The following is a 14,974-nucleotide window of genomic DNA, read 5'->3' as shown; positions in this document are numbered from 1 at the left end:
CGCTGCCGGCTACCCCTCAGGGCAGCGCCGGCAGCTGCTCCGCATGCCGCAGGTCCACATGCGCCTGCAGGAAGTCGAGCACGGCACGCGTGCGCGGGGGCAGGCGGTCGGGCTTGCCCAGGTAGACGGCGTGGATGGGTTCCAGGTCGCCCGTGTTGAATTCCTCCAGCACGGGCACCAGCCGGCCGGCGAGCACGTCGGCCCAGGCGTGGTACAGCGACAGGCGGGCCAGGCCCGTGCCGTGCAGCGCCAGCTCGCGCATCACATCGCCGTCGTTGACGCGCACCACCTCCCCGATATCGACGGCCACGCGCTGGCCGTCCACCAGAAATGGCCAGTGCGGTATGGCGCGCTGGTAGCTCCAGCCCAGGCGCACATGGTGGCCCAACTCGTCTGGATGCAGCGGCCTGCCCATGCGGGCCAGGTACTCCGGTGAGGCCAGGATGACCTGCCGCGTGTGGCCCAGCAGCCGCGCCACCATGTCCGAGGGCGGAAGCTGGCCCCAGCGCACGGCGATGTCCGTGCCGGCCTCGACCAGGTCCACGATCTGGTCCGTGAAGCTCAGTTCCAGGCTCAGCCCGGGATGGCGCTGCAGCAATTGCGGCACCAGGGGCACGAGCAGCATTTTTCCGGTCGATGAGCTGGTGTTGATGCGCACCAGGCCGCGTGGTTCGCTGCGCACGGCCACGCAGGCCTCCAGTTCCTCCAGGTCGGCCAGCACGCGCTTGCCGCGCTCGAACAGTTGGCAGCCTTCGGGCGTGAGATGCAGGCGCCGCGTGCTGCGCTGCAGCAGCTGCACGCCCAGGCGCGCCTCCAGCCGCGACATGCTCTTGCTGACGGCCGAGGGCGAGATGCCCAGGTGGCGCGCAGCGGCCGAGAGGCTGCCGCGCTCGGCCACCAGGATCAGCATCTCCAGCTCGGCAAAGCGGTTGGCATCGGCGCTGCCTGTATCGGTGGCCGTGGGTGGGGCAAGTGCGGGCATGGCGTCTCCTGAAAAGAGGTCATCTATTCCACACAGGAACAGATCCGTTTCCATTATTCCATCTACACAAAGGTATGTTGCAGTGCGACATTAATGGACATCACACCAAGGATCACAAGGAATCCGTCCATGCCTCTTTCCCTACTCGCCCTGGCGGCCGGTGCCTTTGGCATCGGCACCACGGAATTCATCATCATGGGCCTGCTGACACAGGTCAGCCAGGATCTTCACATCAGCATTCCCACGGCGGGCTCGCTGATTTCGGGCTACGCCATCGGCGTGGCCGTGGGCGCGCCCGTGCTCACGCTGCTGACGCGCCAATGGCCGCGCAAGCGCCTGCTGCTGGCGCTGATGCTGATCTTCATCGCCGGCAACCTGGCCGCCGCGTTCGCGCCCAGCTATGAATGGCTGATGTCGGCGCGCGTGCTGACCTCGCTGACCCACGGCACCTTCTTCGGCGTGGGCGCCGTGGTGGCCACGGGACTGGTGCCGGTGGACAAGAAGGCGTCGGCGATTGCGCTGATGTTCTCGGGCTTGACTCTGGCCACCCTGCTGGGCGTGCCTGCCGGCGCCTGGATCGGCCAGATGTTCGGCTGGCGCAGCGCCTTCCTGGCCGTGGCCGCGATCGGCGTGCTGGCCTTTGCCATCCTGGCCGCCTTCGTCCCGCGCGACCAGGGCCGCCCCGAGGTCACGCCGCTGGCGCAGGAGCTGGCCGTGCTGGCCAACGGCCAGGTCTGGCTGGGCCTGGGCATCACGGCCTTCGGCTTTGCAGGCGTGTTTGCGCTCTACACCTATGTGGAGCCGCTGCTGACCCAGGTGACCCGCATGGGCGACAGCCTGGTGGCACTGACCCTGCTGCTGTTTGGCGCGGGCCTGGCCGCAGGCAATCTACTGGGCGGCAAGCTGGCCGACCGGGGCGTGATGCGCGCCCTGGTGTGGAGCATTGCGGCGCTGATGGTGGTGCTGGCGGCAGGCCGCTGGGCCTTCGGGAACCAGGCCGTGGCCATGGCCTATGTGATCGTGCTGGGCGTCGTGGCCTTCGCCACGGTGGCCCCCATGCAGATGCGCGTGCTGGACCAGGCCGGCCCCCAGGGCGCCAACCTGGTCTCCAGCCTGAACATTGCGGCCTTCAACCTGGGCAATGCCCTGGGTGCCTGGGTCGGCGGCCTGGCCCTGGCCGGTGGCCTGGGCCTGGTCAACCTGGGCTGGGCCGCCGCCGCGCTGACGGCCGTGGGCCTGGTGCTGGTCTTCTGGAGCAGCCGCCTGCCCGCAGGCTCCGCACGCAGCGCAGGCGTGGCCTGCGCCTGAGGCTCAACGGGCCAGCACGGGCTTGAGCGCCTTGCCCGTGTGCGTGCCCGCAGCCACCAGATCCTCGGGCGTGCCGGCCGCGATGATGCGGCCGCCGTCCTTGCCGCCTTCGGGGCCAAGGTCGATGATCCAGTCGGCCTCGGCGATCACGTCCAGGTCATGCTCGATGACGACCACGCTGTGGCCCGCATCGACCAGGCGGTGCAGCACGCGAATGAGCTTGTCCACATCGGCCATGTGCAGGCCCACCGTGGGTTCGTCCAGCACATAGAGCGTGTGCGGCGCCTTGTTACCGCGCCGGGTCACATCGTCGCGCACCTTGGTCAGCTCGGTGACGAGCTTGATGCGCTGGGCTTCGCCGCCCGACAGCGTGGGCGAGGGCTGGCCCAGCGTGAGATAGCCCAGTCCCACGTCCTTGAGCAGCTGCAGCGGGTGGGCGATGCTGGGCATGCTGGCGAAGAACTCGACGGCCTCGTCGACCTCCATCTGCAGCACGTCGCCAATGCTCTTGCCGCGCCAGGAGACGGCCAGGGTCTCGGGGTTGAAGCGCGCGCCATGGCAGACCTCGCAGGGCACCTTCACGTCGGGCAGGAAGCTCATCTCGATGGTGCGCATGCCCTGGCCCTCGCAGGCCGGGCAGCGGCCTTCGCCGGTGTTGAACGAGAAGCGGCCGGCCGCATAGCCGCGGGCCTTGGCCTCCAGCGTTTCGGCGTAGAGCTTGCGGATGGTGTCCCAGAAGCCGATGTAGGTGGCCGGGCAGCTGCGCGGGGTCTTGCCGATGGGGGTCTGGTCGACCTCGAGCACGCGGTCAATGCCCTCGAAGCCCTGCAGGCCCTTGCAGCCGGACAGCGGCGGCGCCTTGCCGGCGTCCATGGCATCGCGCCCGGCCTTGGTGGCGCGCTGGCCCACCCAGGCGGCCACATTGGCCAGCATCACGTCGCGCGCCAGCGTGGACTTGCCCGAACCGCTGACGCCCGTGACGGCCACCAGGCGCTTGAGCGGCACGCGCGCATCCACGTTCTGCAGGTTGTGCAAGTGGGCGCCGCGCACGGTCAGCCAGCCCAGTGCGTCGGAGGCGGGTTCGGCGTCGACAACGACAGGCGCGGCCTTCTTTTTGGATTTGGATACCTTGACAGGCGCGGGTTCCGGCACCGGTTCGGTCACTGCTGCAAGCTCGGCGGCCGCCTGCGGCGGCTGGCCTTCGCCCACCCAGCGGCGCGGCTGGAACGGGTGGCGCATGGCGTGCAGCAGATAGCGGCCCGTGATGGAGTCCTCGGCCGCCATGATGTCGGCCGCCGTGCCCTGGGCCACGAGGCGGCCGCCGCGAATGCCGGCGCTGGGGCCGATGTCGATGATGTGGTCGGCGCGGCGGATGGTGTCTTCGTCATGCTCGACCACGACCAGGGTGTTGCCCTTGTCGCCCAGCTTGTGCAGGGCGTTGAGCAGGATCTGGTTGTCGCGTGCATGCAGGCCGATGGTGGGTTCGTCCAGCACATAGCACACGCCCTGCAGGTTGCTGCCCAGTTGCGCGGCCAGGCGGATGCGCTGGGCCTCGCCGCCCGACAGCGTGGGCGCGCCACGGTCCAGCGTCAGGTAGCCCAGGCCCACCTCCTCGAGGAATTCGAGGCGGCTCTGGATCTCGGGGATGAGGTCGCGCGCAATGTCGGACTCGCGTCCGGACAGGGCCAGCGCCTGCACCCATTGGCGCACGTCGTTGACCGACAGCTGGGCGATCTCGGCAATGCCCACGCCATGGAAGCGCACGGCGCGCGCCGTGGCGTTCAGGCGTGTGCCCTGGCAGGTGGGGCAGGTCACTTCGGCCAGGTCTTCGATTTCCTGGCCTTCGAACTTGACCTCCCGGCCCCGGTTGTCCTCGACCAGCAGGGTGTCGTCATAGACCTTGCGCTGGTCCTTGGTGAGCTTGACGCCCGTGCCCACGCAGTCGGGGCACCAGCCGTGCTTGCTGTTGTAGGAAAACAGGCGCGGGTCCAGCTCAGCATAGCTGGTGGCGCAGACCGGGCAGGCGCGCTGGGTGGAGAACACCTGCAGGCTGCCGATACCGGCCGTGCTCCGGCCGCCGGCCATGGCATCGGCCAGGTTGTCCAGGCCGGACAGCACATGCAGCACGCCCTTGCCTGTTTCCAGCGCCTGCGCCAGGTGGCCGCGCAGTTCGCGCTCGTTGGCCGCCGTGACGGTGACGCTGGCCACGGGCAGTTCGATGGTGTGCTCCTTGAAGCGGTCGATGCGCGGGAATCCCGTGGTGGGCAGGAATTCGCCGTCCACGCGCAGATGCGTGTAGCCGCGCGGGCGCGCCCAGTCGGCCAGTTCGGTGTAGACGCCCTTGCGGTTGACCACCAGCGGCGCCAGCAGGCCGATGGTCTGGCCCCTGAACTGAGTGAGCAATTGGGCCGCGATGCTTTCCGCCGTCTGCGGCTGCACGGCGGCGCCGTCGTGGATGCAGTGCTGCGTGCCCAGCTTGACGTAGAGCAGGCGCAGGAAGTGCCAGACCTCGGTGGTCGTGCCCACGGTGGACTTGCGCCCGCCGCGCGACAGGCGCTGCTCGATGGCCACGGTGGGCGGTATGCCGTAGACCGCATCCACCTCGGGCCGGCCCGCAGGCTGGACGATGGAGCGCGCATAGGCGTTGAGCGACTCCAGGTAGCGGCGCTGGCCTTCGTTGAACAGGATGTCGAAGGCCAGCGTGGACTTGCCCGAGCCCGAGACACCCGTCACCACGTTGAACTTGCCGCGCGGGATCTCCACCGACAGTTGCTTGAGGTTGTGCTCCTTGGCGTTGACGATCTCGATGGCATTCCTGGCCGCGGCGCCCGACATGGCATGCGCCTTGCGCTGGCTCTTGTAGAGCATGGGGGCGACCTCGCGCACCGCCTCGCCGCCCACGCCCATGGCCAGGTCGTACTCGCGCAGCGCCTGGGCCGTGTGCGAGCCGGGAATCTGGCGCACTTCCTCGGGCGTGCCCTGGGCCACGATGGCGCCGCCGCCGTCGCCGCCTTCGGGGCCGAGGTCGATCAGCCAGTCGCTGGCACGGATCACGTCGAGGTTGTGCTCGATGACGATCAGCGAGTGCCCGGCCTCCAGCAGCTTGCGCAGCGCGCGCATGAGCTTGGCGATGTCGTCGAAGTGCAGGCCCGTGGTGGGCTCGTCGAACAGGAACAATGTGCCCTTCTTGGCCAGCGCCTGCTTCGACTTGGCCTGGGACTTGGCCGCCTCGGCCAGGAAGCCCGCGAGCTTGAGGCGCTGGGCCTCGCCGCCCGACAGCGTGGGCACGGGCTGGCCCAGCTTCACGTATTCAAGGCCCACATCGACGATGGGCTGCAGGGCGCGGATGACCTCGCGGTCCTGGGCGAACAGCAGGGCCGCCTCGGCCACGGTGAGTTCCAGCACATCGGCCACGTTGAGCTTGCGCGGCTGCAGCTCGCCGGCCGCGTGGCGCTCGATCGTGACTTCCAGGATCTCGGGGCGGTAGCGCGTGCCGTTGCAGTCGGGGCAGCGCAGGTAGACGTCGGAGAGGAACTGCATCTCCACATGCTCGAAGCCCGAGCCGCCGCAGGTGGGGCAGCGGCCGTCGCCGCTGTTGAAGCTGAACTTGGCGGCCGTGTAGCCGCGCTGGCGCGACAGCGGCGCAATGGCGAACAGCTCGCGGATGGAGTCCCAGGCGCCCACGTAGCTGGCCGGGTTGGAGCGCGCCGTCTTGCCGATGGGCGACTGGTCCACGAACATCACGTCGCTCAGGTGGTCGGCGCCCAGCAGGCGCTCGAAGGCGCCGGCCGCATCCGTGGGCTTGCCGAAGTGGCGCATCAGCGCAGGTACCAGCACGTCCTGGATCAGCGTGGACTTGCCCGAGCCGCTGACGCCGGTGATGGTGACCAGGCGCTGCAGCGGAAAGTCCACGTCGATGCTGCGCAGGTTGTGCTCGCGCGCGCCTTCGAGGATGAGCCGCGGCGTGGACTCGGTCACCATGCGCTTGAGGCCGAAGCCCACCTGCTTGCGGCCGCCCAGGTAGGCGCCGGTCAGCGTGTCGGCATGTCGCAGGTCCTCGGGCGTGCCGTCGAACACGATCTGGCCGCCGCGCGCGCCGGGGCCGGGGCCCATGTCGATCATGCGGTCGGCGGCGAACATCACGGCCGGGTCATGCTCGACCACGACCAGGGTGTTGCCCGCATCGCGCAGGCGCTGCATGGCCTCGGTGATGCGTTCCATGTCGCGCGGGTGCAGGCCGATGCTCGGCTCGTCGAGCACGAACAGGGTGTTGACCAGCGAGGTGCCCAGGGCCGTGGTCAGGTTGATGCGCTGCACCTCGCCGCCCGACAGCGTGCGGCTCTGGCGGTCCAGCGTGAGGTAGCCGATGCCCACGTCGCACAGGTACTGCACGCGCGCCATGATTTCGGCGTGCAGCATCTTGAGCGCCTGGGCCTCGCCGTCATGCAATAGGGCGTCGACTGCCGGCGCCAGCTGCTGAAAGAAATCACGCAGCCGCACCAGGGGCAACTGCATCAGGTCGTGCAGGCACAGGCCCGGCAGCGCGTCCAGCTGCTCACGGCTCCAGGCCACGCCCTTCGGCATGAAGCGGCGGTAGCGGCCTTCGTCGCCGGGCGGCAGCACGGCATCGGCGGCCTGCTTGCCGCCCAGGCGCCACAGCAGGCTTTCGGTCTTCAGCCGCGCGCCGCCGCAGGTGGGGCATTCGGTATAGCTGCGGTACTTGGACAGCAGCACCCGGATGTGCATCTTGTAGGCCTTGCTCTCCAGGTATTCGAAGAAGCGCTTGATGCCGTACCAGGTCTGGGTCCACTTGCCGTTCCAGTTGGGCGAGCCGTCCAGCACCCAGCTCTTTTGCGCATCGGTGAGCTTGGCCCAGGCCGTGTCGCGCGGGATGCCTTCGGCCTCGGCGTGGCGCATCAGGTCGTCCTGGATCTCCTTCCAGGCCGGTGTCTGCACGGGCTTGATGGCGCCCGTGCGCAGGGTGAGCTTGTCGTTGGGGATGACCAGCCCCCAGTCCACGCCGATCACGCGGCCAAAGCCACGGCAGGCCTCGCAGGCGCCCACGGCGGAGTTGAAGGAGAACAGCGAGGGAATCGGCTCCTGGTAGCTCAGGCCGCTTTCGGGGCAGTGCAGGCCCAGCGAGAACTTCCACAGCTGGGGCTCGGTGGGCTGGCCACCTGCAGCTTCCACGGCGGATTCAGGCAGCACATAGACCGTCATGTGGCCGCTGCCGCGCTTGAGCGCGACCTCGATGGCCTCGTAGACACGGGCCCGCTCCACATTGCCCAGGCGGAAGCGGTCGGCCACCACATCCAGCATCTTGACCTTGAGCGGCGCCGCCGCCTTGGCCTTCTTGCCCTTGGCGTCGGCGGCAGGCTCCACGGCGCCGGCCTTCTCGGCCTCGCGTTCGGCCTGGACCTTGGTGAAGCCGCTGGCCGACAGCCATTGCTCCACCTCGGCAGCCGTGGTGTTGGCGGGCAGCTCGACGGGGAAGGTGATGGCGATGCGCGGATCACCGGCCTGCCGGCAACGCTCGGCCAGCTCCTCCAGCACGCTGTCGGGCGTGTCGTGGCGCACGGGCACGGCGGTGTCGCGGTCGAACAGCTGGGCTGCGCGCGCGAACAGCAGCTTCAGGTGATCGTTGAGCTCGGTCATCGTGCCCACGGTGGAGCGCGAGTTGCGGACGGGATTGGTCTGGTCGATGGCGATGGCCGGCGGCACCCCCTCCACACGGTCCACGGCCGGCTTGTCCATGCGGTCCAGGAACTGGCGCGCATAGGCCGAGAAGGTCTCGACATAGCGGCGCTGGCCTTCGGCATACAGGGTATCGAACACCAGGCTGGACTTGCCCGAGCCGCTGGGCCCCGTGACCACGGTCAGCTCGCCGGTACGGATGTCGAGATCCAGGTTCTGGAGATTGTGCTGGCGTGCGCCGCGAATTCGAATCAGACCGTGCGTCATGGGTGTTCTGTGGTCAGTGGGAGCCAAACATTCTAGGCAGTCCATGCGTCAGGCATCAGACGCTTCTCAATACCTGTATTTTCATACAGGTTAAACAAAAAGATACCCCCTCAACGCATCCGCGCGACCATAAAAAAACCCCGGAACCAGTCCGGGGCTCGTGCCTCTTGCCGAGGGCTTACTTGGCCATCTGCACGGAGGCAGGCATGGCCTGCTCACCCGGCACACCCTTCGCCTGGGTGACGGCCAGCAGCGAGACGACGACAAAGGCCAGGCAACCGGCCGCGATGATCCTCATGGTTTTTTCCTTGATCAGGCTTTGAAAAGACGGGCCCAGACAAAAAGGCCCCGCACCTTTCGGTACGAGGCCTGATATGGCAGGCAGGTGCTGATTGGAACAGACCTGCTTTGCTCGCGGCTTACGCCGCGCGGCGATCAGAATGCGTGACGCACGCCCAGCGCGAAGGAGGAGAAGTCCGCGCCCTTCACACCGGTCATGTAGTTGGCGCCGGCCTTGTTGTCCACCTTGGTGTAGTAGCCGTAGACCTTGGTGCGCTTGCTCAGGTTGTAGTTGTAGCCCAGGGTCCACTGGTTGGCGCCGGAGTCGGCAATGTTGCTCCACTTGTTGGCGTGGCCCAGGTTCACGTGGAACTCGGAAGCGCCCAGGGTGTACATGCCCGACAGACGGAAGTTGTTGCGCGTGCCGCGGATCTGCTCGTCGTTGCGCTGGTAGTAGCCACCGACCACGAACTGGCCGAAGGTGTAGGCAGCGCGGAAGGCGGCCTGCTTGTCTTCGTCCACCTGGCTGTAGCCGGCGCCCAGGGCCAGAGGGCCGACGTCGTAGTTGACGGCCAGGTCATAGCCGTTCTTGCGGGCGGGCGTGGCCTTCTCGTGCATGGAGACCGAGCCTTCGACCGTCAGGCCACCGATGTTGGGGGTGGTGTAGGAGATCTTGTTGGCGGTGCCCAGGCCGCTGGCGAACCAGACGGGATCGAAGTACAGCGCGTCGGACGAGGTACCCGTGTCATGGTTGTGCATGCTCACGTAGTCGGCCGTGGCGAAGTACGAACCGGGGAAGAAGTTGCCCATGCGGATCTTGCCGAAGCTGCCCGACAGGTTCACTTCGCTCTGGCGGCCGAAGGTCAGCGCGCCGGTGGAGGAGGAACCCATGCCGGTGTCGGAAGCGAAACCGCTTTCCAGCACGAAGCCGGCCTTCAGGCCGCCGCCCAGATCTTCGACACCGCGCATGCCCCAACGCGAGGAGTTGTTCTCCATCTTGTTGACGGTCTGGTCACCGATCTTTTCGCGTTCGATGGTCGTGTTGATACGGCCATAAATCGTCACGCTGCTTTGCGCCATCACGGTGGTGGAACCCAGCACGGCCAGCACGGCCAGGGCAACGCGGTTCATCTTGATCATCTCGGCATCTCCTTGGGATTGTTGAGTGGGTATTCTTGAAATCTCAGGGCCGACTCCGGCTCTAGATCAGTGCCATTTGCGGCTGCTGCGGATTCTAGGTGCGGGCATGTCAAAAAATGTATGCCCGCCTCTGAAAATGCGCCATCTGATGCTTTGCTGCCACAGGCATGACATGGAAAACCATTAGAAGCACCCAAAGAAAAAGCCCACGGCAAACCGCCATGGGCTTTCGTCAATGCAGCGCCACAAAACACAGTCGGATACTGCGCACACCGCATGCAACCGGCGCGACCCAACTCAGAGACGCCGAGCAAGAGCCGCCTCGCGGCGATGGCGTCGTCCCCCTCCCGCGAAGCGAGAGAGGGGGAAGGCGCGTCAGCGCCTCAGGGGGAGCCCTCAATCATTCGCGTAGATATCCACATCCTTGGTCTCGCGCAGGAACAGCGTGCCGATGATGGCCGTGGCGCCTGCAATGACGATGGGATACCAGAGGCCGCTGTACATGTTGCCGGTCTGGGCCACGATGGCGAACGACATGGTGGGCAGCAGGCCGCCGAACCATCCATTGCCGATGTGATACGGCAGGCTCATGGAGGTATAGCGGATGCGCGTGGGGAACAGTTCCACCAGCATGGCGGCGATGGGCCCGTAGACCATGGTCACGAGGATGACCAGGTAGGTCAGGATGGCGACCATCATGACCTTGTTCATCTTCGCGGGGTCGGCCTTGGTGGGGTAGCCGTCCTCGGCCAGCACCTTGGCCACGGTCTTCTTGAACTCGGCGTCCTTGGCCTTCGCTTCCTCGGGGCTCAGGCCCTTGATGGAGAACGAGGGGATCTCGGTGCTGCCGATGCGGATGAAGGCCGTCTTGCCGGGCGCTGCGTCCTCGGAGTCATAGCTGACCGAGCCTGCGGCCAGCAACTGCTTGGCCACGTCGCAGGAGCTGGTGAACTTGGAGGTGCCCGTGGGATTGAATTGGAACGAGCATTCCTTGGGATCGGCGACGATGACCACCTTGTTCTTGGCCTGTGCCGCAGCCAAGTCGGGGTTGGCCGCTTCGGTCAGCGCCTTGAACACGGGGAAGTAGGTCACCACGGCCAGCACGCAGCCCAGCATGATGATGGGCTTGCGGCCTATCTTGTCGGACAGCGAACCGAAGATCACGAAGAACGGCGTGCCGATGATCAGCGCCGCCGCGATCAGCAGGTTGGCCGTCACCGCATCGACCTTGAGCTGCTGGGTCAGGAAGAACAGCGCATAGAACTGGCCCGTGTACCAGACGACAGCCTGGCCGGCGGTCAGGCCGATCAGCGCCAGGATCACGATCTTGAGGTTGCGCCATTGGCCGAAGGACTCGGTCAGCGGGGACTTGGAGACCTTGCCCTCGGCCTTCATCTTCTGGAAGGCCGGCGACTCGGACAGCGTCATGCGGATCCACACCGAGATGCCCAGCAGCACGATGGACAGCAGGAAGGGAATACGCCAGCCCCAGTCCGCGAAGGCCTGCTCGCCGATGGAGGTGCGCACGCCCAGGATCACCAGCAGCGACAGGAACAGGCCCAGCGTTGCCGTGGTCTGTATCCATGAGGTGTAGGCGCCGCGCTTGCCGTGCGGCGCATGCTCGGCCACATAGGTGGCCGCACCGCCGTACTCGCCGCCCAGGGCCAGGCCCTGCAGCATGCGCAGGCCGATGAGGATCACCGGCGCCGCCACGCCGATGCTGGCGTAGGTGGGCAGGATGCCGACGATGAAGGTCGACAGGCCCATGATCAGGATGGTCACGAGGAAGGTGTACTTGCGCCCGATCATGTCGCCCAGCCGCCCGAACACCAGTGCACCGAAGGGCCGCACGATGAAGCCGGCCGCGAAGGCCAGCAGCGCGAAGATGAAGGCCGATCCCGCATCGAGCCCGCTGAAGAATTGCTTGGCGATGATGGCCGCCAGCGATCCGTAGAGATAGAAGTCGTACCACTCGAAAACCGTGCCTAGCGACGAGGCAAAGATCACCTTGCGTTCTTCCGGAGTCATGGGCCGCGGGGTCGCCTTGACCCCCGCGCCTTGCGATGCGTTGATAGCCATGTCTGTCTCCTTGATTTATTGAATTTGCAGCGGGTTTGACATTGGCCCGCCAATTCACTATCCGCCTGCCTGCTGACGCGAATCTGACTCACCTCTTACAGAAATTGACGGCGAACTGAACGATTTCTTACTAACTCAGCAGCAACCCTGATGCCGTCTTTTTCCATGTGAAAAGCACCGTAAAAACCCTGCCAAACCATGCTGCACTGCGTAAGCACTCGGTCAGAAGCGCTTTCCAGAATGCGCCGCAAGGCTGCAGATCCATGGGGCTGCCGCCGCGATTCCAACTTCAGGAGACAAACCATGACCGATCCGGTGGTAGACAAAATACAGCGCCATCCCAAATACCAGGAGTTGCGATCCAGACGCAATCGCCTGGGCCTTTTTCTGACGCTGCTGATGCTGGTCGTTTATTACGGCTATATCGCGCTGATTGCCTTCGACAAATCATTTCTGGCCCAGCCCATTGGCGCGGGCGTGACCTCGCTGGGCATCCCGATCGCCATGGGCGTGATCGTCTTCTCGGTGATCATCACCGGCCTCTACGTGCGCCGCGCCAATGGCGAGTACGACAAGCTCACCCAGGACATCCTGAAGGACGCCACGAAATGAAGAATTCCGCACAACGCATGCTGCTGGCGCCCGCCGTGGCGCTGGCCCTGACAGGGCCCGTGCTGGCCGCCGGCGGAGATGTCGGCGTGGCCGCCAAGCAGGCCACCAACTGGACCGCCATCATTCTCTTCACGGCCTTCGTCGTGGCCACGCTGTGGATCACCAAGTGGGCCGCGGGCCGCACCAAGTCGGCCGCCGACTTCTACACGGCCGGCGGCGGCATCACGGGCTTTCAGAACGGCCTGGCGATTGCGGGCGACTACATGTCGGCCGCCTCCTTCCTGGGCATCTCGGCCTCGGTCATGGCCAGCGGCTATGACGGCCTGATCTACTCCATCGGCTTCCTGGTGGGCTGGCCCATCCTGACCTTCCTGCTGGCCGAGCGCCTGCGCAACCTGGGCAAGTTCACCTTCGCCGACGTGGCAGGCTACCGCTTCTCCCAGACGCCGTTCCGCGCCTTCGCGGCCAGCGGCACGCTGGTGGTGGTGGCCTTCTACCTGATCGCGCAGATGGTGGGCGCGGGCCAGCTGATCAAGCTGCTGTTCGGCCTGGACTATTGGATCGCCGTGGTGCTGGTGGGCGGCCTGATGATGATCTACGTGCTGTTCGGCGGCATGACGGCCACGACCTGGGTGCAGATCATCAAGGCCTGCATGCTGCTGGCCGGCGTGACCTTCATGGGCTTCATGGTGCTGGCCAAGTACGGCTTCAGCCCCGAGGCGCTGTTCGCCGAAGGCGTGCGCGTGCGCTCCGAGATCGCTGCCAACAACGGCGCCGACCCCTCGGCCGCTGCCAAGGCGGGCCTGGCCATCATGGGCCCGGGCGGCTTCATCAAGGACCCGATCTCGGCCATCAGCTTCGGCATGGCGCTGATGTTCGGCACGCTGGGCCTGCCCCACATCCTGATGCGCTTCTTCACCGTGCCCGACGCCAAGGAAGCGCGCAAGAGCGTGTTCTGGGCCACGACCTGGATCGGCTACTTCTACGTGCTGATCTTCATCATCGGCTTCGGCGCCATCACCCTGGTGCTGACCAACCCCGAGATGGCCGATACGGTCAAGGGCGTGATCCACGGCGGCGCGGGCACGGCCAACATGGCGGCCGTGCTGGTGGCCAAGAGCGTGGGCGGCGACGTGTTCTACGGCTTCATCTCGGCCGTGGCCTTCGCCACCATCCTGGCCGTTGTCGCGGGCCTGACGCTGTCGGGCGCCTCGGCCGTGTCGCATGACCTGTACGCCACCGTGATCAAGAAGGGCAAGGCCGACAGCGCCGCCGAGCTGCGCGTCTCGCGCATCACCACGCTGACGCTGGGCGCCATCGCCGTGCTGCTGGGCATCGTGTTCGAGAAGCAGAACATCGCCTTCATGGTGTCGCTGGCCTTCGCGGTCGCGGCCTCGGCCAACTTCCCCCCGCTGCTGCTGTCGGTGCTGTGGAAGGACTGCACCACCAAGGGTGCGGTGATCGGCGGCTTCATGGGCCTGATCTCCTCCGTGGGCCTGACCGTGGTCTCGCCCCCGGTGTGGGAGGCCACGCTGGGCAACCCCGCAGGCTCGGCCTGGTTCCCCTACGCCTCGCCCGCGCTGTTCTCCATGACCATCGGCTTCGTGGGCGTGTGGCTGTTCTCGGTGCTCGACAAGAGCGCCCAGGCCGCCAAGGAACGCGCCATCTTCCCCGCGCAGCAGGTGCGCTCGGAAACAGGCCTTGGCGCCTCGGGAGCTTCGGGCCACTGAGCCACCGAGCCCCTCAGGCACTCAGGCACTCAGGCACCCACCATGAAAAGCCGGGCCCAGCGCCCGGCTTTTTCGTTGGCGTGGCAGCAGCCGCCCTCAGATTGATCGGCTGGAGAAGGCGCCTGATCGGATCTGCGATGGCCGGCGCCGTCCAGGCCTCTAGACTTGCGGGGTCTGCGCAGCTTCGCCTGTGCAGCACCGCTTCCCTCTTCAACGCACAGGACAGATCCGACATGCAACTCATCAGCCAAAGCTTCCAGGACGGCCAGGCGATTCCCGGCGAATTCGCGTTCGCGGTGCCCGATGCGGCCTCGCACGTGGCGCTGTCGTCCAACCGCAACCCGCACCTGGCCTGGAGCGGCGCGCCCGCAGGCACGCAGTCCTTCGTCGTGGTCTGCCATGATCCCGACGTGCCCAGCCGCGGCGACGATGTGAACCAGGAAGGCCGCGAAGTGCCGGCCAGCCTGCCGCGCGTGGACTTCTTCCACTGGCTGCTGCTGGACATTCCGGCCGCCACCACCGAGATCGCGGCAGGCGCCCAGTCCGACGGCGTCACGCCGCGCGGCAAGAGCGGCCCGGCAGCCCCCGGCGGCCTGCGCCACGGCATCAACGACTACACGGGCTGGTTCGCGGGCGACGAGCAGATGAAGGGCGACTACTTCGGCTACGACGGCCCCTGCCCTCCGTGGAACGACAGCATCGTCCACCACTACATCTTCACCGTCTATGCGCTGGCCACGCCCACGCTGGCGGTCTCCGGCGAGCTGACCGGCGCCAACGTGCGCGCGGCGCTGCAAGCCGGCCAGGTGCTGGGCAAGGCCAGCATCACCGGCCTGTACAGCCTGAACCCTGCGGTCTCCGCCGCTTGAGCGAACGCCTTTCC

At 66.6% G+C, this 14,974-nt stretch carries 8 protein-coding genes; 4 read left to right on the top strand and 4 right to left on the bottom strand.

The window, feature by feature from the left end; translation table 11 throughout:
* Positions 1–16 precede the first annotated feature (16 nt).
* Entirely contained in the window at positions 17–982 is a 966-nt protein-coding gene (locus DELCS14_RS03240) for a LysR family transcriptional regulator (protein ID WP_013800413.1), read from the bottom strand.
* A 129-nt stretch (positions 983–1,111) separates the two neighbouring features.
* Here DELCS14_RS03240 and DELCS14_RS03235 point away from each other — a divergent pair, with 129 nt between their 5' ends.
* Positions 1,112–2,290, top strand: a complete 1,179-nt coding sequence (locus DELCS14_RS03235) for an MFS transporter (protein WP_012207748.1) — start codon at positions 1,112–1,114, stop codon at positions 2,288–2,290.
* Positions 2,291–2,293: 3 nt separating this feature from the next.
* On the opposite strand, the gene uvrA is transcribed toward DELCS14_RS03235, so the two are convergent.
* The 3 genes from uvrA to DELCS14_RS03220 all read right to left on the bottom strand — a co-directional run bounded on the left by uvrA (position 2,294) and on the right by DELCS14_RS03220 (position 11,749).
* Positions 2,294–8,251 carry an excinuclease ABC subunit UvrA gene (gene uvrA, locus DELCS14_RS03230; RefSeq protein WP_013800412.1) on the bottom strand — a complete coding sequence of 1,986 codons (5,958 nt, stop codon included), beginning with the start codon at positions 8,249–8,251 and terminating at the stop codon, positions 2,294–2,296.
* A 435-nt stretch (positions 8,252–8,686) separates the two neighbouring features.
* Positions 8,687–9,670, bottom strand: coding sequence for a porin (locus tag DELCS14_RS03225; protein WP_013800410.1), 984 nt, complete (start codon positions 9,668–9,670; stop codon positions 8,687–8,689).
* Between the two features lie 396 nt (positions 9,671–10,066).
* Positions 10,067–11,749 carry an MFS transporter gene (locus DELCS14_RS03220; protein ID WP_013800409.1) on the bottom strand — a complete coding sequence of 561 codons (1,683 nt, stop codon included), beginning with the start codon at positions 11,747–11,749 and terminating at the stop codon, positions 10,067–10,069.
* A gap of 303 nt (positions 11,750–12,052) precedes the next feature.
* Between DELCS14_RS03220 and DELCS14_RS03215 the strand changes: the two genes are divergently transcribed.
* The 3 genes from DELCS14_RS03215 to DELCS14_RS03205 all read left to right on the top strand — a co-directional run bounded on the left by DELCS14_RS03215 (position 12,053) and on the right by DELCS14_RS03205 (position 14,960).
* Positions 12,053–12,361 carry a DUF485 domain-containing protein gene (locus DELCS14_RS03215; protein ID WP_013800408.1) on the top strand — a complete coding sequence of 103 codons (309 nt, stop codon included), beginning with the start codon at positions 12,053–12,055 and terminating at the stop codon, positions 12,359–12,361.
* Entirely contained in the window at positions 12,358–14,091 is a 1,734-nt protein-coding gene (locus DELCS14_RS03210; protein ID WP_012207754.1) for a cation acetate symporter, read from the top strand. The genes DELCS14_RS03215 and DELCS14_RS03210 overlap by 4 nt, the downstream gene beginning before the upstream one ends.
* A gap of 233 nt (positions 14,092–14,324) precedes the next feature.
* Positions 14,325–14,960 (top strand): YbhB/YbcL family Raf kinase inhibitor-like protein, encoded by a 636-nt coding sequence (locus DELCS14_RS03205; RefSeq protein ID WP_013800407.1) that lies wholly within the window; start codon positions 14,325–14,327, stop codon positions 14,958–14,960.
* Positions 14,961–14,974: the final 14 nt, after the last annotated feature.

The sequence above is a fragment of the Delftia sp. Cs1-4 genome (assembly GCF_000214395.1).
Classification (GTDB): Bacteria; Pseudomonadota; Gammaproteobacteria; order Burkholderiales; family Burkholderiaceae_C; genus Comamonas; species Comamonas acidovorans.
The sequence above is the reverse complement of the archived record's forward strand: the minus strand, read 5'-3'. Positions and strand labels throughout refer to the sequence as shown.

Excerpts from the sequence above, each read along its gene's own strand:
- DELCS14_RS03225 (WP_013800410.1), bottom strand. The coding sequence starts at position 9,670 with ATGATCAAGATGAACCGCGTTGCCCTGGCCGTGCTGGCCGTGCTGGGT.
- DELCS14_RS03240 (WP_013800413.1), bottom strand. The coding sequence starts at position 982 with ATGCCCGCACTTGCCCCACCCACGGCCACCGATACAGGCAGCGCCGAT.
- DELCS14_RS03205 (WP_013800407.1), top strand. The coding sequence starts at position 14,325 with ATGCAACTCATCAGCCAAAGCTTCCAGGACGGCCAGGCGATTCCCGGC.
- DELCS14_RS03215 (WP_013800408.1), top strand. The coding sequence starts at position 12,053 with ATGACCGATCCGGTGGTAGACAAAATACAGCGCCATCCCAAATACCAG.
- DELCS14_RS03235 (WP_012207748.1), top strand. The coding sequence starts at position 1,112 with ATGCCTCTTTCCCTACTCGCCCTGGCGGCCGGTGCCTTTGGCATCGGC.
- DELCS14_RS03220 (WP_013800409.1), bottom strand. The coding sequence starts at position 11,749 with ATGGCTATCAACGCATCGCAAGGCGCGGGGGTCAAGGCGACCCCGCGG.
- uvrA (WP_013800412.1), bottom strand. The coding sequence starts at position 8,251 with ATGACGCACGGTCTGATTCGAATTCGCGGCGCACGCCAGCACAATCTC.
- DELCS14_RS03210 (WP_012207754.1), top strand. The coding sequence starts at position 12,358 with ATGAAGAATTCCGCACAACGCATGCTGCTGGCGCCCGCCGTGGCGCTG.